This window comes from Ornithinibacillus caprae (genome assembly GCF_009728145.1).
Classification (GTDB): Bacteria; Bacillota; Bacilli; order Bacillales; family Amphibacillaceae; genus Ornithinibacillus; species Ornithinibacillus caprae.
On sequence record NZ_WOCA01000002.1, the window covers coordinates 45715 to 62441 of the forward strand.

Sequence of the window (16727 nt, forward strand, 5' to 3'; positions counted from 1 at the left end):
TGGAGATGAAAATAATGACAGATTTAAGAATAGCCGAAAAAAGATTTCGACCAGAAATAGAAGGAGTAAGAGTTTTTGCTGCTTTATTAGTGGCTATTTACCACATTTGGATAGGTTCCGTTTCTGGTGGAGTAGATGTCTTTTTTATCGTTTCTGGTTATTTGATTACGATTTCTTTGGTAACGAAAATGGAGAGACAAGGAAAAATTAACTATTTGGAGTATGTATTAGGATTGACGAGAAGGTTAATTCCCCTAGCTTTTACTGTGCTTTTTAGTGTTGCACTAATTTCCTTTATTATCATACCACAGCTACAGTGGAAGCAAATCATTTCTGAGATTTTTTCTTCTGCTTTTTACTATCAAAATTGGCAACTTGCTACAAATGCTGTAGATTATCTTGCCCAAAATAATGAGGCAAGTCCACTTCAGCACTTCTGGGCACTATCAATACAAGGACAATTTTATGTGACATGGCCATTAGTAATATTTATTGCTTATGTAATTTCAACTAAGCTCCTAAAAACACCAATTAGAAAAACCCTCTTAGCTATACTGAGCATCATGTTTATAGCTTCTATCGGATATTCAATATACATTACCACTACTAATCAACCGTGGGCTTATTTTGACACCTTTGCACGTGTTTGGGAGTTTTGCTTAGGTGGAATATTAGCGCTATTAATTCCTTATTTAAGCTTGAAAAGAGCTATTAGCTTAATAGTTGGTTGGCTAGGATTAGCGATTATTTGTTTTACTGGGGTCATTTTACCAGTATCTACTGTCTTTCCTGGTTATGCGGCGTTACTACCAACAACTGGAGTAATATTGGTAATCATTTCAGCTGAAAATGGCAGTAAATTTGGTGTTGATCGATTATTAGGTATGAAACCATTTCAATACTTTGGAAATATATCGTATGGTTTTTATTTATGGCATTGGCCACTATTAACATTCTATTACGCTAATTTTGCAACAGATACTGTTTCGTTTACTGCTGGGATAGGGATCATGATCCTAACTACTATTCTATCTATTATTTCGGCAAAATTAATTGAAAAACCAATAAGGAAAATAAGTGTAAGACAATCTAAAGTAAAACTAGCACTTATATTATTTGTATTTATTATTTCAGTAATGTTGGTCAACACTTCCTGGGGGTATTATTCCAATAAAAAGGAAAGTAAATTTACTGATGAATACCATGTAGAAGATTATCCAGGTGCGGTTGCTGCATTTGGAAATATAAAGCCTAATCCCGATAAAGAACCAATCTTACAAGAAGCGGAAGAAGCTAGTCTATTGCCGTCATTTTATTCAAGTAGGTCATGTTATTCAAACAATAAGGATGAAACAGAAGTAAAGATATGTTCCTTTGGGGAAACAGAGAATCCAAAATACACCATTGCACTTGTTGGAGGATCTCACTCTGGTCACTGGTTCCCTGCTTTAGAGGAGTTATCAGAAAAACTAAAACTACAAATTGATGTATATAATAAAGACGGTTGCCGCTTTACTGATGATGATATGGGTGGACGGATGACAGAAGCATGTATGGAATGGAATGAAAATGTCCTAGAACCGTTAATGAAAAATTCACCAGATATTATCTTCACGACTGCAAATGTTAATAGCGAAGATACGGTTCCAATTGGTTATATAAATCAATGGAAAAAATTCGAAGAAATCTCTGAAATTTTTGCCATACGTGATAATCCAAGAATGAATGAGAAAATACCACTCTGTTTAGAGACAAAAAGTATCGAAGAATGTTCTAAACCTAGGGAGGAAGCATTATCGGAAACACCTCCTTGGGAAAATACAGACGGAATACCTAGTAATGTGACATTCGCTGATTTATCGGATAGCTTTTGTGATGCGGAAACTTGCTATCCTGTTATAGGGAACATTATTGTATATAGAGACCAACATCATCTTACTACTTTGTATGTAAAAACAATGGCTGCCACACTAGAAGAACATCTAATAGGTGCTCTAAAAAAAGTTGAAAAATCTAGATAACTAGTTAATAGAAAAGGCGCACTTTCATAACAAAGTGTGTTTTTTCTTTTTATTGTTGCCACCTTTTAACCACTTTCATCGATTGTATAGGTGAAAGGAGGTGGTAAGCATGGCAGTAGCAGATAAGATGAACTCTCATTTGCGTCTAGTCCTTCATGATGGGAACGACATGTTAACCGGAGATCCCATATACAAAGTAAAAAGCTTCACGAATGTTAAAACGGACGCAACAGCTGATCAGTTGTACGCCATTGCAACAGTATTAGTTGGACTTCAAGAGCGCCCGTTATTCAATATCGAGCGTAAGGATAGCTTTGATATCCGACAAGGCTAATGACTCAAAAAATAAAGTAGAAGGGAGGGGAAGCAATGAAAAAGCTTGAGCTTAAATTTGAAAATGAAGACGGGAAAATTGTAACGTACACATTGGACAAGCCAGTTGAACCAGTTGATCCTGCAGCAGTTAGTGCAGCAATGGACGAAATCATCGCACAGAATGCATTCACATCAGGTGGTGGAAACTTAGTAGCCAAAAAAAGTGCACGTGTTGTGGAACGTTATGTGGAAGAAGTTGAAATAGGCTAATACAGTAATTAGACCAGCAGATCTGCTGGTCTAATTTTGCTAAAGAATAATAAAGATGGGAGGTTTAAGAATGGATACCTGGGTATCATTCGTAACGGAAGTTGGTTTTCCTATTGCTGTAACCTTCTATTTGTTACACCGCATTGAGGGAAAATTAAACGACTTGATCGAATCAATCCACTCATTACCAGATAGGATGAATTAGCTGGAAGCTACTGTCATTTGTTTGTTTTCGTACCTCAAATGGCAGTAGTTCTATACAACAACTTCTTCCCGGAGTTCTTCTTCGACTGATGTGATAAATTTAGCCACATTCATACTAGAATACCCTCTAGAATACTCATTCCATTGCAATCCAAAAGCTTCAACCTTGGTTAAATCATATGTTTGGCTTTTAATTTTCTCAATGATATCTGCTGTACTAAATACAACTGGTCCCGGCATTTCAGTTTGGTAATTCTGGATTAATCCACTTTTTTTACTATATTCCTCCATATCATAAGCATAGAAGATCATGGGTTTCTTTAATAATGCGTATTCGAATGGAATAGAGGAATAATCAGTTATTAACAGATCCGTTTTTAGTAAGATATGATTTATATCAAAATAATTGGTTAAGTCGTATACAAAATCCTCATATTTTGTATCTAGCGTATAAGATACTGCTGGATGGACTTTAATAAATAGTACATATTCATCCGATAACTCTTTATAAAGCTGCTCTATGTCAAGGTTTAATTGGTAATTCTTTAATTGGCAATCACGAAATGTTGGTGCATATAAAATTACTTTTTTATCTTTTATAGTGGGAATGGAATTCCCTTTAATGGTATGTTCCAGGTTATAAAATACATCTGTTCTCGGGATTCCTGTACGTATGATTCGTTCATTCTGTACATTGAAATTACTTCGAAACACAGAAGCCATCTTTTCTGATCCAACCGTTATATAATCGAATTGATCATAAACCTTTTGAAATCGCTCGTGAGCCCGCTTGCTACGGTTCTTAATGGAAGGATCTGTTAGTCCAAAATGTTTAATAGCTCCAGATGCATGCCAAAGTTGGATACACGTAGTTTCTTCTTTGAAGTTCGTTACTGCTAAAAATCCATAATAGTTATCTACTAAAATAGTGGAAGCAGTAGCTAGATGATATATCGAACGTAAAAAAGAAAACGGGTATCTAAAATGAAATGGAATAACTTCAGCGATGGAAGGATCAAATGGATAGGAACAAGACTTATCTTGTAAAATAATGATTTCTTGGTCAGAAATTTCCCGTAGAGAACGTGTTGTAAAATAAATATTATCCCCAAAGGAAGCGACACATACCGTTTTCTTCTTTTGAGGAAATAATTTAAAAATGGTAAAGAAGAGTTGAAACAATACTAGATAGATAGAAATTGCAAATTCTCTAGCCATTTTTCACCTGTAATAAATCTTCTTTGATTTTCGTTGTAGATATACCAACAGTTCTTGGTAAATAAACTACTTCACAGTATTCCTTAAGAAAATCAAACTTACCTTCCCAATCGTCTCCCATTACAAATAGATCCACATTATGGTTTTGGACATCCAGTATTTTTTGATCCCAATTATTTTCTGGAATGACTTCATCTACATAACGAATGGCTTCCAAAATATTTTTTCGGTTTTCGTAGCTATGATATGCTTTCTTATTTTTAATGGCGTTAAATTCATCTGTTGAGACAGCTACAATTAGGTAATCTCCAAGTTCCTTTGCTCGACGTAATATATTGATATGTCCATTGTGTAGTAAATCAAATGTACCGTACGTAATAACTCTTTTCATCGAAATAGCCCCCAGTGCTATAAAAATTTTAATACTTCGATGTATTTTCACTTATATATTATACTATCATAACTTTACAATAAATTAACATTGGATTTACAATAGGAATAAATTTATTTAAGTGAAAATAACAGAAGAGGAGATACCACATGGAGACGATGAAAGACAGACAGCTACTTAAAGTTGATCTAGATAATAAAAATTATAAATTAATAATCTCGGTTCTAAAGTCTTCATTTGAAGAATGGGAAGATTACTACTTTGCATTAAGTAATCGACAAAAGAGTGAAACGGAAGTTATATCACATATTCAAATAGATCAAAAGAGTTCTTTTTTATTATTTGAACTCACCATACCAATTGAAGAGTGGGAAGGTTTTCTTAGACAGGGAGAAATATTTGATTTAGTTTTTGTGAGAAAACGAAATGATGAAGAAAAAAGAACTAGGATAAAGTCGAATTATGATCACCTTGAACTATTACAATTGCAAATGAATGATCAGACAATTTTTTATCCAGGAACCACGAAAATGGGGAATGTCAGTTTCTATCTAACAGAGAACTATTTACATGCCAAATTAGATGAACTTGAATGGACCGATACGGCTATTTTAAATTTAAAAGGGCTATATCACTATCCTGGACTATCATTAGAAAAAATTAAAAAAGCTGAAATTACAATAACTACTGATGTTACAGAAGAAGAAAGGGTTATTCCTGTTCAATTAAATACACTCCCTAATGGATATGAATCGTATTCGTGGTACGATGAAGCACAAGAATTCGGCTTTAGTGTGGATGTAGACTTGAACCCTTATGTTTCAGTGGAGATGGATCAATTTCTAAAGTTTTATTTTAGGATTGAAGTAGAAGATGGAGATTCGATTAAAATACTGGAAAGTCCTAGAATGAAAGTAAATCATTTAAAGAAAAATTATCCATTAAGAAAAAAAATGAGAAATAATGATAGGACTGTCCGTATAACAGTAAAACCAACTAATAAAGCAAAATATCTCTCAGTTGGAGTTGCGGATTATAAATTACATCGAGAAATTGTACGGAGTGTAAAACAAAAATGGGTACAATTGCGTCGTAGTAAACAGTTGTTACATGCTTATAAGGCAGCATTTTTTGTTCTTGGAAGAATTCTTCCATCCCATAAAAAACGTATTGTTTTCGAAAGTTTTCATGGGAAACAATTTAGTGATAATCCACGTGCGATTTATGAGTATATGAAACAAAATAATTCAGATTACGACATGATTTGGAGTGTAGATCGCAGAAGTATTCCTCATTTTCAAGAGAAGGATATTGAATTTGTTCGTCGTTTTTCTATTCGTTGGTTGTTCGTAATGACGAGATCAAAATACTGGGTAACCAATGCTCGGCTACCTTTATGGATTCCAAAGCCGAAGCACACTACCTATTTACAAACTTGGCATGGAACGCCATTAAAACGATTGGCAACGGATATGGATGAAGTGCATATGCCAGGAACAAATGCAGAGAAGTATAAAGAGAACTTTACGAAGGAAGCAAGTAAATGGGACTACTTGATTTCACCTAATAACTACTCTACAACGATCTTTCGTCGTGCCTTTCAGTTTGATAAAGAAATGATTGAGTCTGGTTACCCTAGAAATGATTATTTGTACAATAGTAATCAGAAAGGTGAAATTATAAGGTTGAAGAAAGATTTAAGTCTTCCAGAGGATAAAAAAGTAATTCTCTATGCACCAACATGGCGTGATAATCAATTTTATAGTAAAGGTAACTATAAATTTGATTTAGAGCTAGATTTGGAAAAATTACAGGCAACGTTTGGTGAAACTCATGTCATTGTATTGCGGATGCATTATTTAGTTGCTGAAAACTTAGACATAAGTGCGTATGAAGGGTTCGTTTATGATTTTTCAAAACATGAAGATATTCGGGATCTATATTTGATTTCTAATTTGTTAATTACAGACTATTCATCGGTTTTCTTTGATTACGCAAATTTAAGAAGACCAATGATATTCTTTGTATACGACATTGAGGATTATCGTGACAATTTAAGAGGATTTTATTTTGATTTTGAAACGAAAGCTCCAGGACCACTTGTGAAAACAACCGATGAGATTATAGAGGAAATTAAAAAAGTAGAAGTGGAATTTTCACCATCAGAGGTTTATGAGGAGTTTTATCAGAGATTTTGCTACTTAGAGGATGGTAATGCTTCCAAGAGAGTAATAGATAAAGTTTTTCAAAGTAGATAGGAAAGGTTTAGACTTTCCTATCCTGCATAAACAATAGGAAGTTTTTAACAAATTCTAGGAAATTATAGATTGTATGTTATGATAAATCTAGCAACTATTTCATATTGCTATAGGATAAATATCTTAGTATACTCTTAAGGAAATGACATTAGTAGAGTTTGAGAAAGGACCTTATTATGAAAGCAGTCATAACGGTATTAACAGAACAAATAAAACACTTTTATTTATTACGTAGACTCTCGTTATATGAAATAAAAAGTAAAAATAAAATGACCTATTTAGGGTTAGCGTGGGAGCTTATCAATCCTTCCATTCAAATTGCTATATACTGGTTTATATTCGGTTATGGAATTAGAAGAGGCCAAGAGATTGATGGTGATCCGTTCTTTCAATGGATGCTATCGGGTATTATTGTGTGGTTCTTCTTTAATCCAGCCATTTTAGAAGGATCGAAGTCGATCTATCAACGAGTGAAAATGTTATCCAAAATGAATTTTCCAATGAGTCTAATTCCAAATATAATCATTTATTCCAAGTTTTATTCTCATGTGGGATTAATTATTTTGACAATGATTGTATTGAATTTTACGGGTTATCCAATTAATATTTATTATTTGCAGTTGCCACTATTTGTGTTTGCAACCTACTTGTTTATTTTTTCACTGTCTTTAATTACTTCAACATTAAATACATTTATTCGTGATCTTCAAATGCTACTTCAAGCATTACTACGAATGCTCTTGTATATGACTCCAATTTTATGGGCGACGTTTTCACTTCCAGATTGGGTACAGAACTTAATGAAGATAAATCCATTGTACTATCTAGTAGAAGGATATCGTTACTCATTATTAGGTAAAGAGTGGTACTTTATTACCAATTGGGAGTATTCCTTATACTTTTGGGGCGTAACTATTTTTCTATTACTAGCTGGAGCAACCTTACATGTTCGTTTTAGAAGAAGATTTATAGATTTTATATAAGACTTTCTTATCCTGCATAAGGATAAAGAAGATTTTTGCCGCAGAGGTGTGGCACATACTATTCCTTAGCATAGGAAGGGATCATGATGAAAAAAACAATTAAATTATTAAATGTTTCTAAGAAGCATAAATTATATACAAGCACATCACAAAAGGTAAAAGATATCTTCCTTAGTAAAAGTTATGGAGAGGATTTCTTTGCTTTAAAGAATGTTAATTTTGAAGCATATAGTGGAGAAGTTGTTGGTTTAGTTGGTGTTAATGGTGCAGGAAAATCAACTCTCTCTAATATTATTGCTGGGATATTGCCGGAAACTTCTGGGACGGTGGATGTAACAGGAAGTGTGGCGTTGATAGCTATTGCTTCTGGTTTAAAAGGTAACCTGACAGGACGAGAAAATATAGAATTAAAATGCCTAATGTTAGGATTTACTAAAGATGAGATCAAAGCTTTAGAACCTCAAATTATTGAATTTGCAGAACTAGGGAAATTTATCGATCAACCAATAAAATCCTACTCGACTGGAATGCGCTCAAGACTTGGCTTTGCCATATCTGTTTCTATTGATCCAGATATTATTATTATTGATGAAGCTTTAGCAGTAGGTGACAAAGCGTTTAACGAAAAAGCCTTCAATAAAATGATGGAGTTTAAAGAAAAAGGAAAGACCATTCTATTTGTTAGTCATTCTATAAAATTAATGGAAAAGTTTGCTGATAAAATACTATGGCTTGAATATGGTCAAGTGAAGGATTATGGTTTAAAAGATGAAATCCTACCAAAGTATGAGGAATTTATAAAGGAATACAAAAAGATGACCAAGGCCGAAAAGGAAAAGTACAAAGTCGAGGCTCTAAAGCAACAGTATGGTTCGGATATGTTTGTAGAATTAAAGTAGTAAATCTGGGAAAAGCTTTGTTGTTTTACGGCATAGCTGAAAGGTTGAATATAATATGACAAATGTTGTATATCATAAGCCAAATAAAAATACGGAAAACCATGTTTCTATTATGGATATTCATTTTATAAGTACAACAAAAACTAACTTATTAAGTGACGAATTGATCCCAAGATTAAAAAACAAAGAAAAATGTTTTATTGTCACTGCAAATCCTGAAATAGTCATGCAAACGAAAGAGGACGCTCAGTTTAAACACATTGTCCAAACAGCCGATTTTGTTGTTCCTGATGGTGTGGGGATTGTCATTGCATCAAAGCATAAGAAACAACCAATCAAAGAGCGAATTCCTGGATTTGATTTAATGCTGGACCTGCTTAAGTATGCTAATGACAATCAGCTTTCTTGTTACTTCTTAGGTGCGAAGGACTATATAAATAATAAAGCAGTATCTGAGATAAATAGGAGGTTCCCATATTTAAAGGTAGCTGGGCACCACCATGGTTATTTCAAAGGAAAAGAGTCTGAAGTGTTAAGGGAAATGAAAGCAACTAAAGCTGATTTAGTTTTTGTAGCACTTGGTTCCCCGCAACAAGAAAGATGGATTCATAAAAATATTGATCAGTTTTCACATGGTCTATTTATGGGTGTTGGGGGTAGCTTTGATGTTTTATCCGGTGAAGTTAAACGTGCACCGGAAAAATGGATTAAACTTAATTTGGAATGGTTGTACCGGTTATTAAAGGAGCCATTTCGCTGGAAGAGAATTTTAAAAGTAATAGAGTTTATGATTCGAATATATATAAAGAAAGAATGAAAGGATGGGAGTTATGTTACCCATCCTTTAATATTTTAGTAGAGTCTTTGTATAGATTGAATGTCATCATAATTTTCAGCATTACTTTCCAAGTCTAAATGATCTTTTAACGTTATTTCGATTTCAGATCTACTTTCTTCATCAGCAACATAATACCATAAGCCGTCATCCATATAGCCTCCATATCCATCAAGATTAAGAGAAGAAATAGATAAGTCGGTGCTTAACCCATAAGAAGCAAATGTTTTCATATCTTCAAATGTTAGGTTAGTAGTCATGTTCTTACCAACAGAATCGATGAGCTCACTTAATTTGAACACAGTTGATGCAGAAGCGGCTTCTTTTATTACTGTTTTTATTATTTCTTGTTGCCTTTTTCCACGTTCAATATCACTATCATATTTTCTCGTTCGTGCAAGAGCTAAGGCTTCTTCACCATTAATTTTTTGGTACCCGGGAAGTAAATGTATGGCATCCTTTTTGTCCTTAGAGTCCATTTCGTACATTTCAAATGGAACATCATAATGGATACCTCCAAGAGAGTCGATTACTTCAATAAATGCCTCAAAATTTAATCGTACATAGTAATCTACTGGAACATGAAGGAATTCTTCTACTGTTTCAATAGCTGCTTTTGCTCCACCATAGAAATGTGCATGATTTATTTTTGTATAATAATCTACCTCTGGTACATAAGCATATGTATCTCTAGGAATACTTAATAGTTTAATATCCTCTTGTTCTTTATTAAATGTAGCTAGGATTAATGTGTCAGAGCGACTTTGTTCTTCATACCCACGTCTTTCACTGTCGTCGACACCAATTATAAGAATGGAAACATTATCTATCATCGGATCGATCGGTTCCTCTCGTAAATTGGAAACTTCATTTTCCCTACCTACATTTTTGTAAGACTCATCAACGGTTTGTTCCACCTTAAAATATATATAGGCACTATATGAAAGAGTAGTTATAAAAATGACCGTTATGGGTATTAGAATGCATAAAAGAATGATTTTTTTTTTATTTCTAGCTTTTCGCTTTTTCAACATTCTGCTCTCTTTTTGTTTTTCTTCCGACATAAACATATTCCCCTCAAAAAATAAACTTATCTTTAGTTTACTACTAAGGACTTTCTTCGTAAATATTTAATCATTAAAAGGGTAGAACTGCTTATAACTCTTTCAAGTATCATGGTTAACATAGATTCTAACTCAAGTGTTTTTTAAAGGTAATTTATAAAGGGAACATTATCTCTAGTTAAATGAGATGTAAATTTTAACAATAACATAAATTGTGTATTACTATTTACTTAGAGTGTGTTATAATATCTTTTAAATTGTAAAAATATAACTATAACTCTTTAAAGTGAAATTTAATTCACTGTGGTTATGCTAAAAGTCCTTAAACGAATTGGATATTGGGAAGTTGAACCCCTAAATCCTTTTAACTTTATCCACTGTTATAAAAGTGAGAGTTTACTAATTGTTAAATAAATAGGTGATATAAATGAAAGAATTTGACCAATTACCAAAGTCAATTAAAAAGGCAGTAAGATATATAAAACAGGATGCACCAAAGGAAAAGTTAGAATTAATACAAAAAGTGATAGAAAATGCTATAGAGTATAGAGCAAAAAAGGGATAGAGGTGATAGGAGTATGGATAAAAGAAAAAATGAAACAAAACAACTTGAAATTTTATTACGTAATGCCTATGAAAAAGGATATAAAGGAGCTACGCTTCAGGAATTAATGGAAGATATGAAAAAGGGACTACAAAATATTACTCATGAAACGAAGAAGAGCAATATATAAGTCACCTCAAGTTTTTCCTAACTCCAAATATTATAGTAATAATTACTTCTGGAAATGCCTTCTATAAAGTTATTATTACTTATATAAAATAAGTTTAATTACTAATATTGAGAAAGCACCTAACCGAAGTTAGGTGCTTTGCTCGCTGTATTACCGATTTCTAGCTTCATCAGCTATCATTAAACCGATCGTATTATTCTTTTTCCATATGGAATTAAAGTAAGATACTGGTACAGGTCTGTTCCCTACATATGGGGATATCTCAGGGGTTAATACCGGTCGACTTAATTCTCTTTGAGACCAATCCGACCTTCTTCCACCTCCAAGAGTCCCACGTGTGTAATATAGGGAATACCCCGTTTTTAAGCTTACTTTTTGTGCTATTTTTTTGCTCAATGTATGAAGCGAGTTATTAATACCAATTAGATCATCCCCAAAGTAAATAATTTCTCCAGATGAGTGGTAATCTACCTCTGTTTTAAAATTATGAGCTAATGTAAATTCATAAAGAGCCCTTGATTCAGGTTCAGATAATGCACGATAGCCTTTGAAATTAGCTGGAGACGGAATTCCTGGATTGTTTTGAACTAAATTCCAGTTAGTAGAGAAGTTTCTATTTAAATCTACTCCTCTAATATTAGCTTTCCATCCGTTAAAATTAGTTTTTCCATTATTTATTTTTATTACTTCTAAAGGATTTTTTGCACTTGATGCACCAAACTGTACTAATGATACACCATCAGGATTTACCATTGGGACAAACCAAATAGATACTTCATCTAATATTTCTTTTGTATTATAGGAACTGTACGTTGTACCTTTTGCGTAAGAATATGCATACTCATCAAGCATTGTCATTAATAGATTAGTAGTCATATGTTCACGAGCATGGAATGAACCGTTAAAGAATACTTCTTTTTTACCAAATCCTAATTTTACTGCATAAATGTTTCGACCATCAACAGACTTGCCGATGATTTCTGATGTTACTAATTCCGGGTATTGCCTTTCTAATGTTTTAATATCATTTACCATTTGATTATATGAGTACTTAGCAACATTCCCGTTAACAACTTTTGAAGTAATGTATATCCTCTTCCCACTTTTAGCTAATTTTAAATAATTTTCTACTTGTTGTTTAATGGACTTATTAACCCCAGAAGATCCTATAATTTTATTGTATCGATCAATCGCAGTTTTGAAGTTTCCACTTTGATGTTTTGTAGTAGCCCAGTCTAGTAATAATTGAGCACTTTCATTCAATCCTGCTTTCATCTGCTTATCTCTAGGATAATATACATATCCATTATTATAGATTTCTAGTTTACCTGAAGCAGTGGTATTTTTATTAGCATTTTCTATTATTTGAGATACGGTAGGAATTTGTTTACCTTGATTAGCATAATCAAGTTTTGTTTTTGTTTCTTTCGTTATATTACTCTTTAACACAGGGGCACTTAGTATACTCTCATATCTGCTTTTAGCAGTAGCTATATTCCCTAAAGAATGCTGAATAGTAGCCCAATCTAATAGAGTAATAGCACTAGAATTAATCATGTCTTCAAATTTGTTACTTCTTGGATACAACTCATATCCTTCAATAGATCTTTCAAACTTGTCAGAGGCTTTGTTTGAATTTTCTATTTGTGTAATTAATTCTTTTTCAGTTGGTAGTGTTTTTCCTTCTAAAGCGAATGATAGCTTCTTTTCTATTTCGTTTGAAATATTATTTTTAATACCTGATGCTTCTAAGATCTTATTATAACGATTTTTTGCGACTTCAATATTGCTATTTTGATGCTGAATAGTAGCCCAATCTAGTAGTATTAAGGCATTATTATTTAATACTTCCTGAATGCTTATACTTCTTGGATATAACCAGTACCCTTCCAATGATTTCTCAAATTTTCCAGAGGCAGTGGTTTCGTTGTTTATTAGTTGTTGTAATTCCTTTTGTGTAGGCAGTATTTGTTCATCATTTGCCAATTCTAATTTAAGAGTTGTTTCTCGCTCTACATTAGCAGCTAATACAGGTGATTCTAATATTCTTTCATACCTTACTTTAGCGGTTTCAATATTCCCCTTTTGATGTTGGTTAGAAGCCCAATCTATTAACAGAATAATGCTATTAGCTAACCCCTCTTGTACTAATGAATTTTCGGGATAAAGATTGTGTCCTTCCAAAAATAACGAATACTTCTCAGATACTTTATTAGAACTATTAGCTAAGCTAATTATTTGATCGGAGGTTAATTGACCTTGTAATGCAACGTTTAAATTGTCCTCCGTTTTTTGTTTAATTTCTTCTTTTAGTTTAGGAGCATGTAAAATTTTCTCATAACGGTTAATCGCAGTATCAAAATTTCTAAGTTGGTGTTGATTATCAGCCCAATTGAATAATAGTTGAGCACTTATGTTGATACCATCCCATATCTGTTGTTCCTTAGGATATAATAGATACCCTTGTAAATAGATTTCCAGTTTTCCTGAAGCACTATTATTTTGTTCTGCTGAATATATTAGCTCATCAATCGTTGGTAATACATTTTCATTTACAGCAAACTCTAACTTATATTCTGTCATTTCTTGTACAGTAGAGTCTAATAAAGGAAGGTTTAATATACGTTCATATCTATCTTTTGCAGTATTGATATTCCCTTTTAGATGTTGACTAGTAGCCCATTCTAATAGAGAGAGTGTGCTGTTATGTACACCTTCTACTATTTCTTCGTTATCAGGATATAAGCTGTAGCCTTCTTCAAATAGGCTTAGAATTTCGGATACCTTGTTAGATCGATTAGCTAATTCAACATAATGCTTAGGAGCTAAATGACCTTCAAGGGCATAACCCAAGTATTCCTCTGTTTTCAGTCTAAACTCTGTGTCTATTAGAGGTACATTTAGAATTGTTTGATAACGATCTGTTGCTGTAGAAAATTTTCTTTCATTATGTTGTCTATCAGCCCAAACAAATAGAAGATTAGCACTGTTTTTTAGGCCAGATTTGATCTGGTCATTATTAGGATACAAGCTAAATGCTTCACTATATTTTTGTAGTTTTCCTGAAGCGGTACTAATAGATTCGGCTGAATTAATAAAATCGGATTCAGTTGGGAGTTTTTTATTGATATACTCTAGTTTTCGCTGTGTTTCTCTTGCGATAGGCTCGTCTAATTCTGGTGCACTTAGTATGCGGTTGTAGCGAATCTCAGCTACGGTTAAATTTTTTAATTGGTGTTGACGGGTAGCCCAGTCTAATAGTAATCTTGCACTTGAATTTATACCTTTTACAAATCGTTCATCCGATGGATAATGATGATAACCTTCTATAAAAGCTTCTAGTAATGCAGATGCAGTAGTTTGTGAGTTAGCATATTCTAACCACTCATCAGCAGATAGGTCTTTGTCACTAGATTGCTCCAATATGCTTTCTGACGTCTGATCCCCAGTGTTTTCCTCACCATAAATATTGTTTGGATAAATGGTGATGGCTACTACTAATAAAATAATTACTAGTTTTTTCAACAATTTTCCCCCTTTTTTTACACCTATATACAGTTTTTTATTATATCAAATTAATTAGATTATAGGAAGATGAGATGGAGTATAACCTTCCGTATCCGACACTGACAATGGAAAGTAATAACTAGTTCAATAGTCTCGTATGTAAGTGGCTTTTTAACGGATCTACCAAATAGTAAATTTGGAGTGAATTTGTACTTTTTTTGGGATACGGAAATTTTAATGGAAGATATATACTGAGTAGAAATGTTTGCCCTTTTTTGTAAACGCATCCAAAAAACTATTGCTTTTCCCAAATTCATATTGTATTATTGTAAATAATCAAACAAATCAAAAGGTACAATGGGTAGAGATTAGGAGAACCCTGTGAACAGTAAAACGTATTACGTTGATGTAGTACTTTTATTTGTTCATGGGGTTTTGTGTATTTTATCCCGTATTTATCGGGCAGTAAATACCAGTTTAACTTTATTATCTTAATCTTTAAAATGTACAAACTAAACAATCACTTTACACCCATTTCATACTTTTTTTACATGGATAAGTCATGCTATGAAGTAAAGAATCCATTTATTTTAAGTAATATGTAACGACATATTACTTGTAAATAACATGCTTCTATACATATAGAAGTAGTTTATAGAATCTCTTGAACTATTAAAAAGGAGGAAAGTGTAAATGAAGGGGAAGGTTTTGTCTTTATGTGCTATTTTAGTTATCATTCTGGCAGCATGTAGTAGCACGACATCAAGTGAAGAGGTTGAAATCGACTTTTATTTCCCGGTTGCTGTTGGGGGACCAATTGCAAACATTGTGGATGATTTAGTTGATGAGTTTGAGGAAGAAAATCCAAATATTACAGTAAATGCTAACTTTGGTGGTAGTTATGCAGAAACGATGACTCAGGTTATGGCTTCTGTACAAGGTGGAAATCCTCCAGAGCTGGCAGTGTTGTTTTCTATTGATTTATTTACCTTACTAGAAAATGATGTCATCGAAGAAATGACACCACTATTTGATGAAGCTTATTTCGATGATTTTTATGATGGATTTATGGCGAATTCCTCTATTGGGGATGAAGTGTGGAGTATCCCATTCCAACGGAGTACGATCGTTCTTTACTATAACAAAAATGCTTTCGCTGAGGCAGGACTAGACCCAGATCAGCCTCCAACAACATGGGACGAATTAGTGGAATATGGGAAAAAGTTAACGACTGATGAACAATGGGGTCTTGAAATCCCAAGTACTGGTTATCAGTACTGGATGCTACAAGCTTTAACCTTACAAACAGAGGACAATATTATGTCCTATGATGGAAAAGAAACGTACTTTGATGCTCCATATGTGAAGGAATCGATGGATTTCTGGATGGACTTAAGTCAAGAACACCAAATTATGCCAGAAGGAGTTATTGAATGGGCTACCGTACCATCTGATTTCTTAAGTGGTAAAACAGCTATGATGTACCATACAACTGGTAACCTATCAAATGTAAAAGAAAATGCGGAATTTGATTTTGGCGTATCGTTCCTGCCAGCTAATAATCAATATGGTTCCCCAACTGGTGGAGGTAATATTTACTTGTTTAAGGATGTACCAGAAGAAAATCGTGATGCAGCAATTAAGTTTATTGAGTTTTTAACGGAGCCTGAAAGAGTAGCGCAATGGTCAATCGATACGGGGTATGTAGCAACTAGGGAATCAGCATATGAAACAGATAAGTTAAAAAAGTATGTGGAGGAATTTCCAGCAGCACTGGTTGCGAGAGAACAGCTAGAATACTCCGATAGTGAGCTTGCTACTTATCAAAATGGTGAGGTGCAAAAAATCTTAAACGATAATATCCAATCCATTTTAACTGGAGATCGTACAGTTGATGAAGCACTGGAAAGAGCACAGCAACAAGCAGAAGAAGTGCTTGAGCCATTTCAAGATTAATGACTTTAAAGTAGATATGGAGAAGCTCTGTTTCTGGTCATAAACTGAGCTTCTCTCTTTACATACACCACC

The 16727-nt window shown here is 33.4% G+C and carries 15 protein-coding genes; 11 read left to right on the forward strand and 4 right to left on the reverse strand.

Features of this window, described 5'->3' with window-relative positions; translation table 11 throughout:
* Window positions 1-14 precede the first annotated feature (14 nt).
* From GMD78_RS02990 to GMD78_RS03005, 4 genes are all read left to right on the forward strand, one after another.
* A complete protein-coding gene (locus GMD78_RS02990) occupies window positions 15-2021 on the forward strand; it encodes an acyltransferase family protein (RefSeq protein WP_155667012.1) in 2007 nt (668 codons plus the stop codon).
* A gap of 109 nt (window positions 2022-2130) precedes the next feature.
* On the forward strand, window positions 2131-2355 hold the full coding sequence (locus GMD78_RS02995) for a DUF1659 domain-containing protein (protein WP_155667014.1): 225 nt from the start codon (window positions 2131-2133) through the stop codon (window positions 2353-2355).
* 35 nt (window positions 2356-2390) lie between these two features.
* Window positions 2391-2606 carry a DUF2922 domain-containing protein gene (locus GMD78_RS03000; RefSeq protein ID WP_155667016.1) on the forward strand — a complete coding sequence of 72 codons (216 nt, stop codon included), beginning with the start codon at window positions 2391-2393 and terminating at the stop codon, window positions 2604-2606.
* Between the two features lie 70 nt (window positions 2607-2676).
* On the forward strand, window positions 2677-2811 hold the full coding sequence (locus tag GMD78_RS03005) for a YvrJ family protein (RefSeq protein WP_155667018.1): 135 nt from the start codon (window positions 2677-2679) through the stop codon (window positions 2809-2811).
* 50 nt (window positions 2812-2861) lie between these two features.
* On the opposite strand, the gene GMD78_RS03010 is transcribed toward GMD78_RS03005, so the two are convergent.
* On the reverse strand, window positions 2862-4028 hold the full coding sequence (locus GMD78_RS03010; RefSeq protein ID WP_155667020.1) for a CDP-glycerol glycerophosphotransferase family protein: 1167 nt from the start codon (window positions 4026-4028) through the stop codon (window positions 2862-2864).
* A complete protein-coding gene (gene tagD, locus GMD78_RS03015; protein ID WP_155667022.1) occupies window positions 4021-4419 on the reverse strand; it encodes a glycerol-3-phosphate cytidylyltransferase in 399 nt (132 codons plus the stop codon). The genes GMD78_RS03010 and tagD overlap by 8 nt, the downstream gene beginning before the upstream one ends.
* 149 nt (window positions 4420-4568) lie before the next feature.
* On the opposite strand from tagD, the gene GMD78_RS03020 reads away from it, so the two are divergent.
* The 4 genes from GMD78_RS03020 (at window position 4569) to GMD78_RS03035 (ending at window position 9376) form a co-directional block, all read left to right on the forward strand.
* Window positions 4569-6677, forward strand: coding sequence for a CDP-glycerol glycerophosphotransferase family protein (locus GMD78_RS03020; protein ID WP_155667024.1), 2109 nt, complete (start codon window positions 4569-4571; stop codon window positions 6675-6677).
* 176 nt (window positions 6678-6853) lie between these two features.
* A complete protein-coding gene (locus GMD78_RS03025) occupies window positions 6854-7660 on the forward strand; it encodes an ABC transporter permease (RefSeq protein ID WP_155667026.1) in 807 nt (268 codons plus the stop codon).
* A gap of 86 nt (window positions 7661-7746) precedes the next feature.
* Window positions 7747-8559: a teichoic acids export ABC transporter ATP-binding subunit TagH gene (gene tagH / locus GMD78_RS03030; protein ID WP_155667028.1), complete on the forward strand. Its 813-nt coding sequence runs from the start codon at window positions 7747-7749 to the stop codon at window positions 8557-8559.
* Window positions 8560-8614: 55 nt separating this feature from the next.
* Window positions 8615-9376 carry a WecB/TagA/CpsF family glycosyltransferase gene (locus GMD78_RS03035; RefSeq protein ID WP_155667030.1) on the forward strand — a complete coding sequence of 254 codons (762 nt, stop codon included), beginning with the start codon at window positions 8615-8617 and terminating at the stop codon, window positions 9374-9376.
* Between the two features lie 35 nt (window positions 9377-9411).
* Here the strand turns inward: GMD78_RS03035 and GMD78_RS03040 are convergent, their stop codons facing one another.
* Complete coding sequence (locus GMD78_RS03040; RefSeq protein WP_155667032.1) at window positions 9412-10458, reverse strand: LCP family protein; 1047 nt, start codon at window positions 10456-10458, stop codon at window positions 9412-9414.
* A 427-nt stretch (window positions 10459-10885) separates the two neighbouring features.
* Between GMD78_RS03040 and GMD78_RS21280 the strand changes: the two genes are divergently transcribed.
* Together GMD78_RS21280 and GMD78_RS03045 are read left to right on the forward strand one after the other, a co-directional pair.
* The gene (locus GMD78_RS21280) at window positions 10886-11023 is read left to right on the forward strand and encodes a hypothetical protein (protein ID WP_196493704.1); all 138 of its coding nucleotides are present in this window, start codon (window positions 10886-10888) and stop codon (window positions 11021-11023) included.
* A 13-nt stretch (window positions 11024-11036) separates the two neighbouring features.
* The gene (locus GMD78_RS03045; protein ID WP_155667034.1) at window positions 11037-11192 is read left to right on the forward strand and encodes a hypothetical protein; all 156 of its coding nucleotides are present in this window, start codon (window positions 11037-11039) and stop codon (window positions 11190-11192) included.
* A gap of 150 nt (window positions 11193-11342) precedes the next feature.
* On the opposite strand, the gene GMD78_RS03050 is transcribed toward GMD78_RS03045, so the two are convergent.
* Window positions 11343-14717 (reverse strand): M14 family zinc carboxypeptidase, encoded by a 3375-nt coding sequence (locus tag GMD78_RS03050; RefSeq protein WP_155667036.1) that lies wholly within the window; start codon window positions 14715-14717, stop codon window positions 11343-11345.
* Window positions 14718-15392: 675 nt separating this feature from the next.
* Between GMD78_RS03050 and GMD78_RS03055 the strand changes: the two genes are divergently transcribed.
* Complete coding sequence (locus GMD78_RS03055; RefSeq protein WP_155667038.1) at window positions 15393-16655, forward strand: ABC transporter substrate-binding protein; 1263 nt, start codon at window positions 15393-15395, stop codon at window positions 16653-16655.
* Window positions 16656-16727 lie beyond the last annotated feature (72 nt).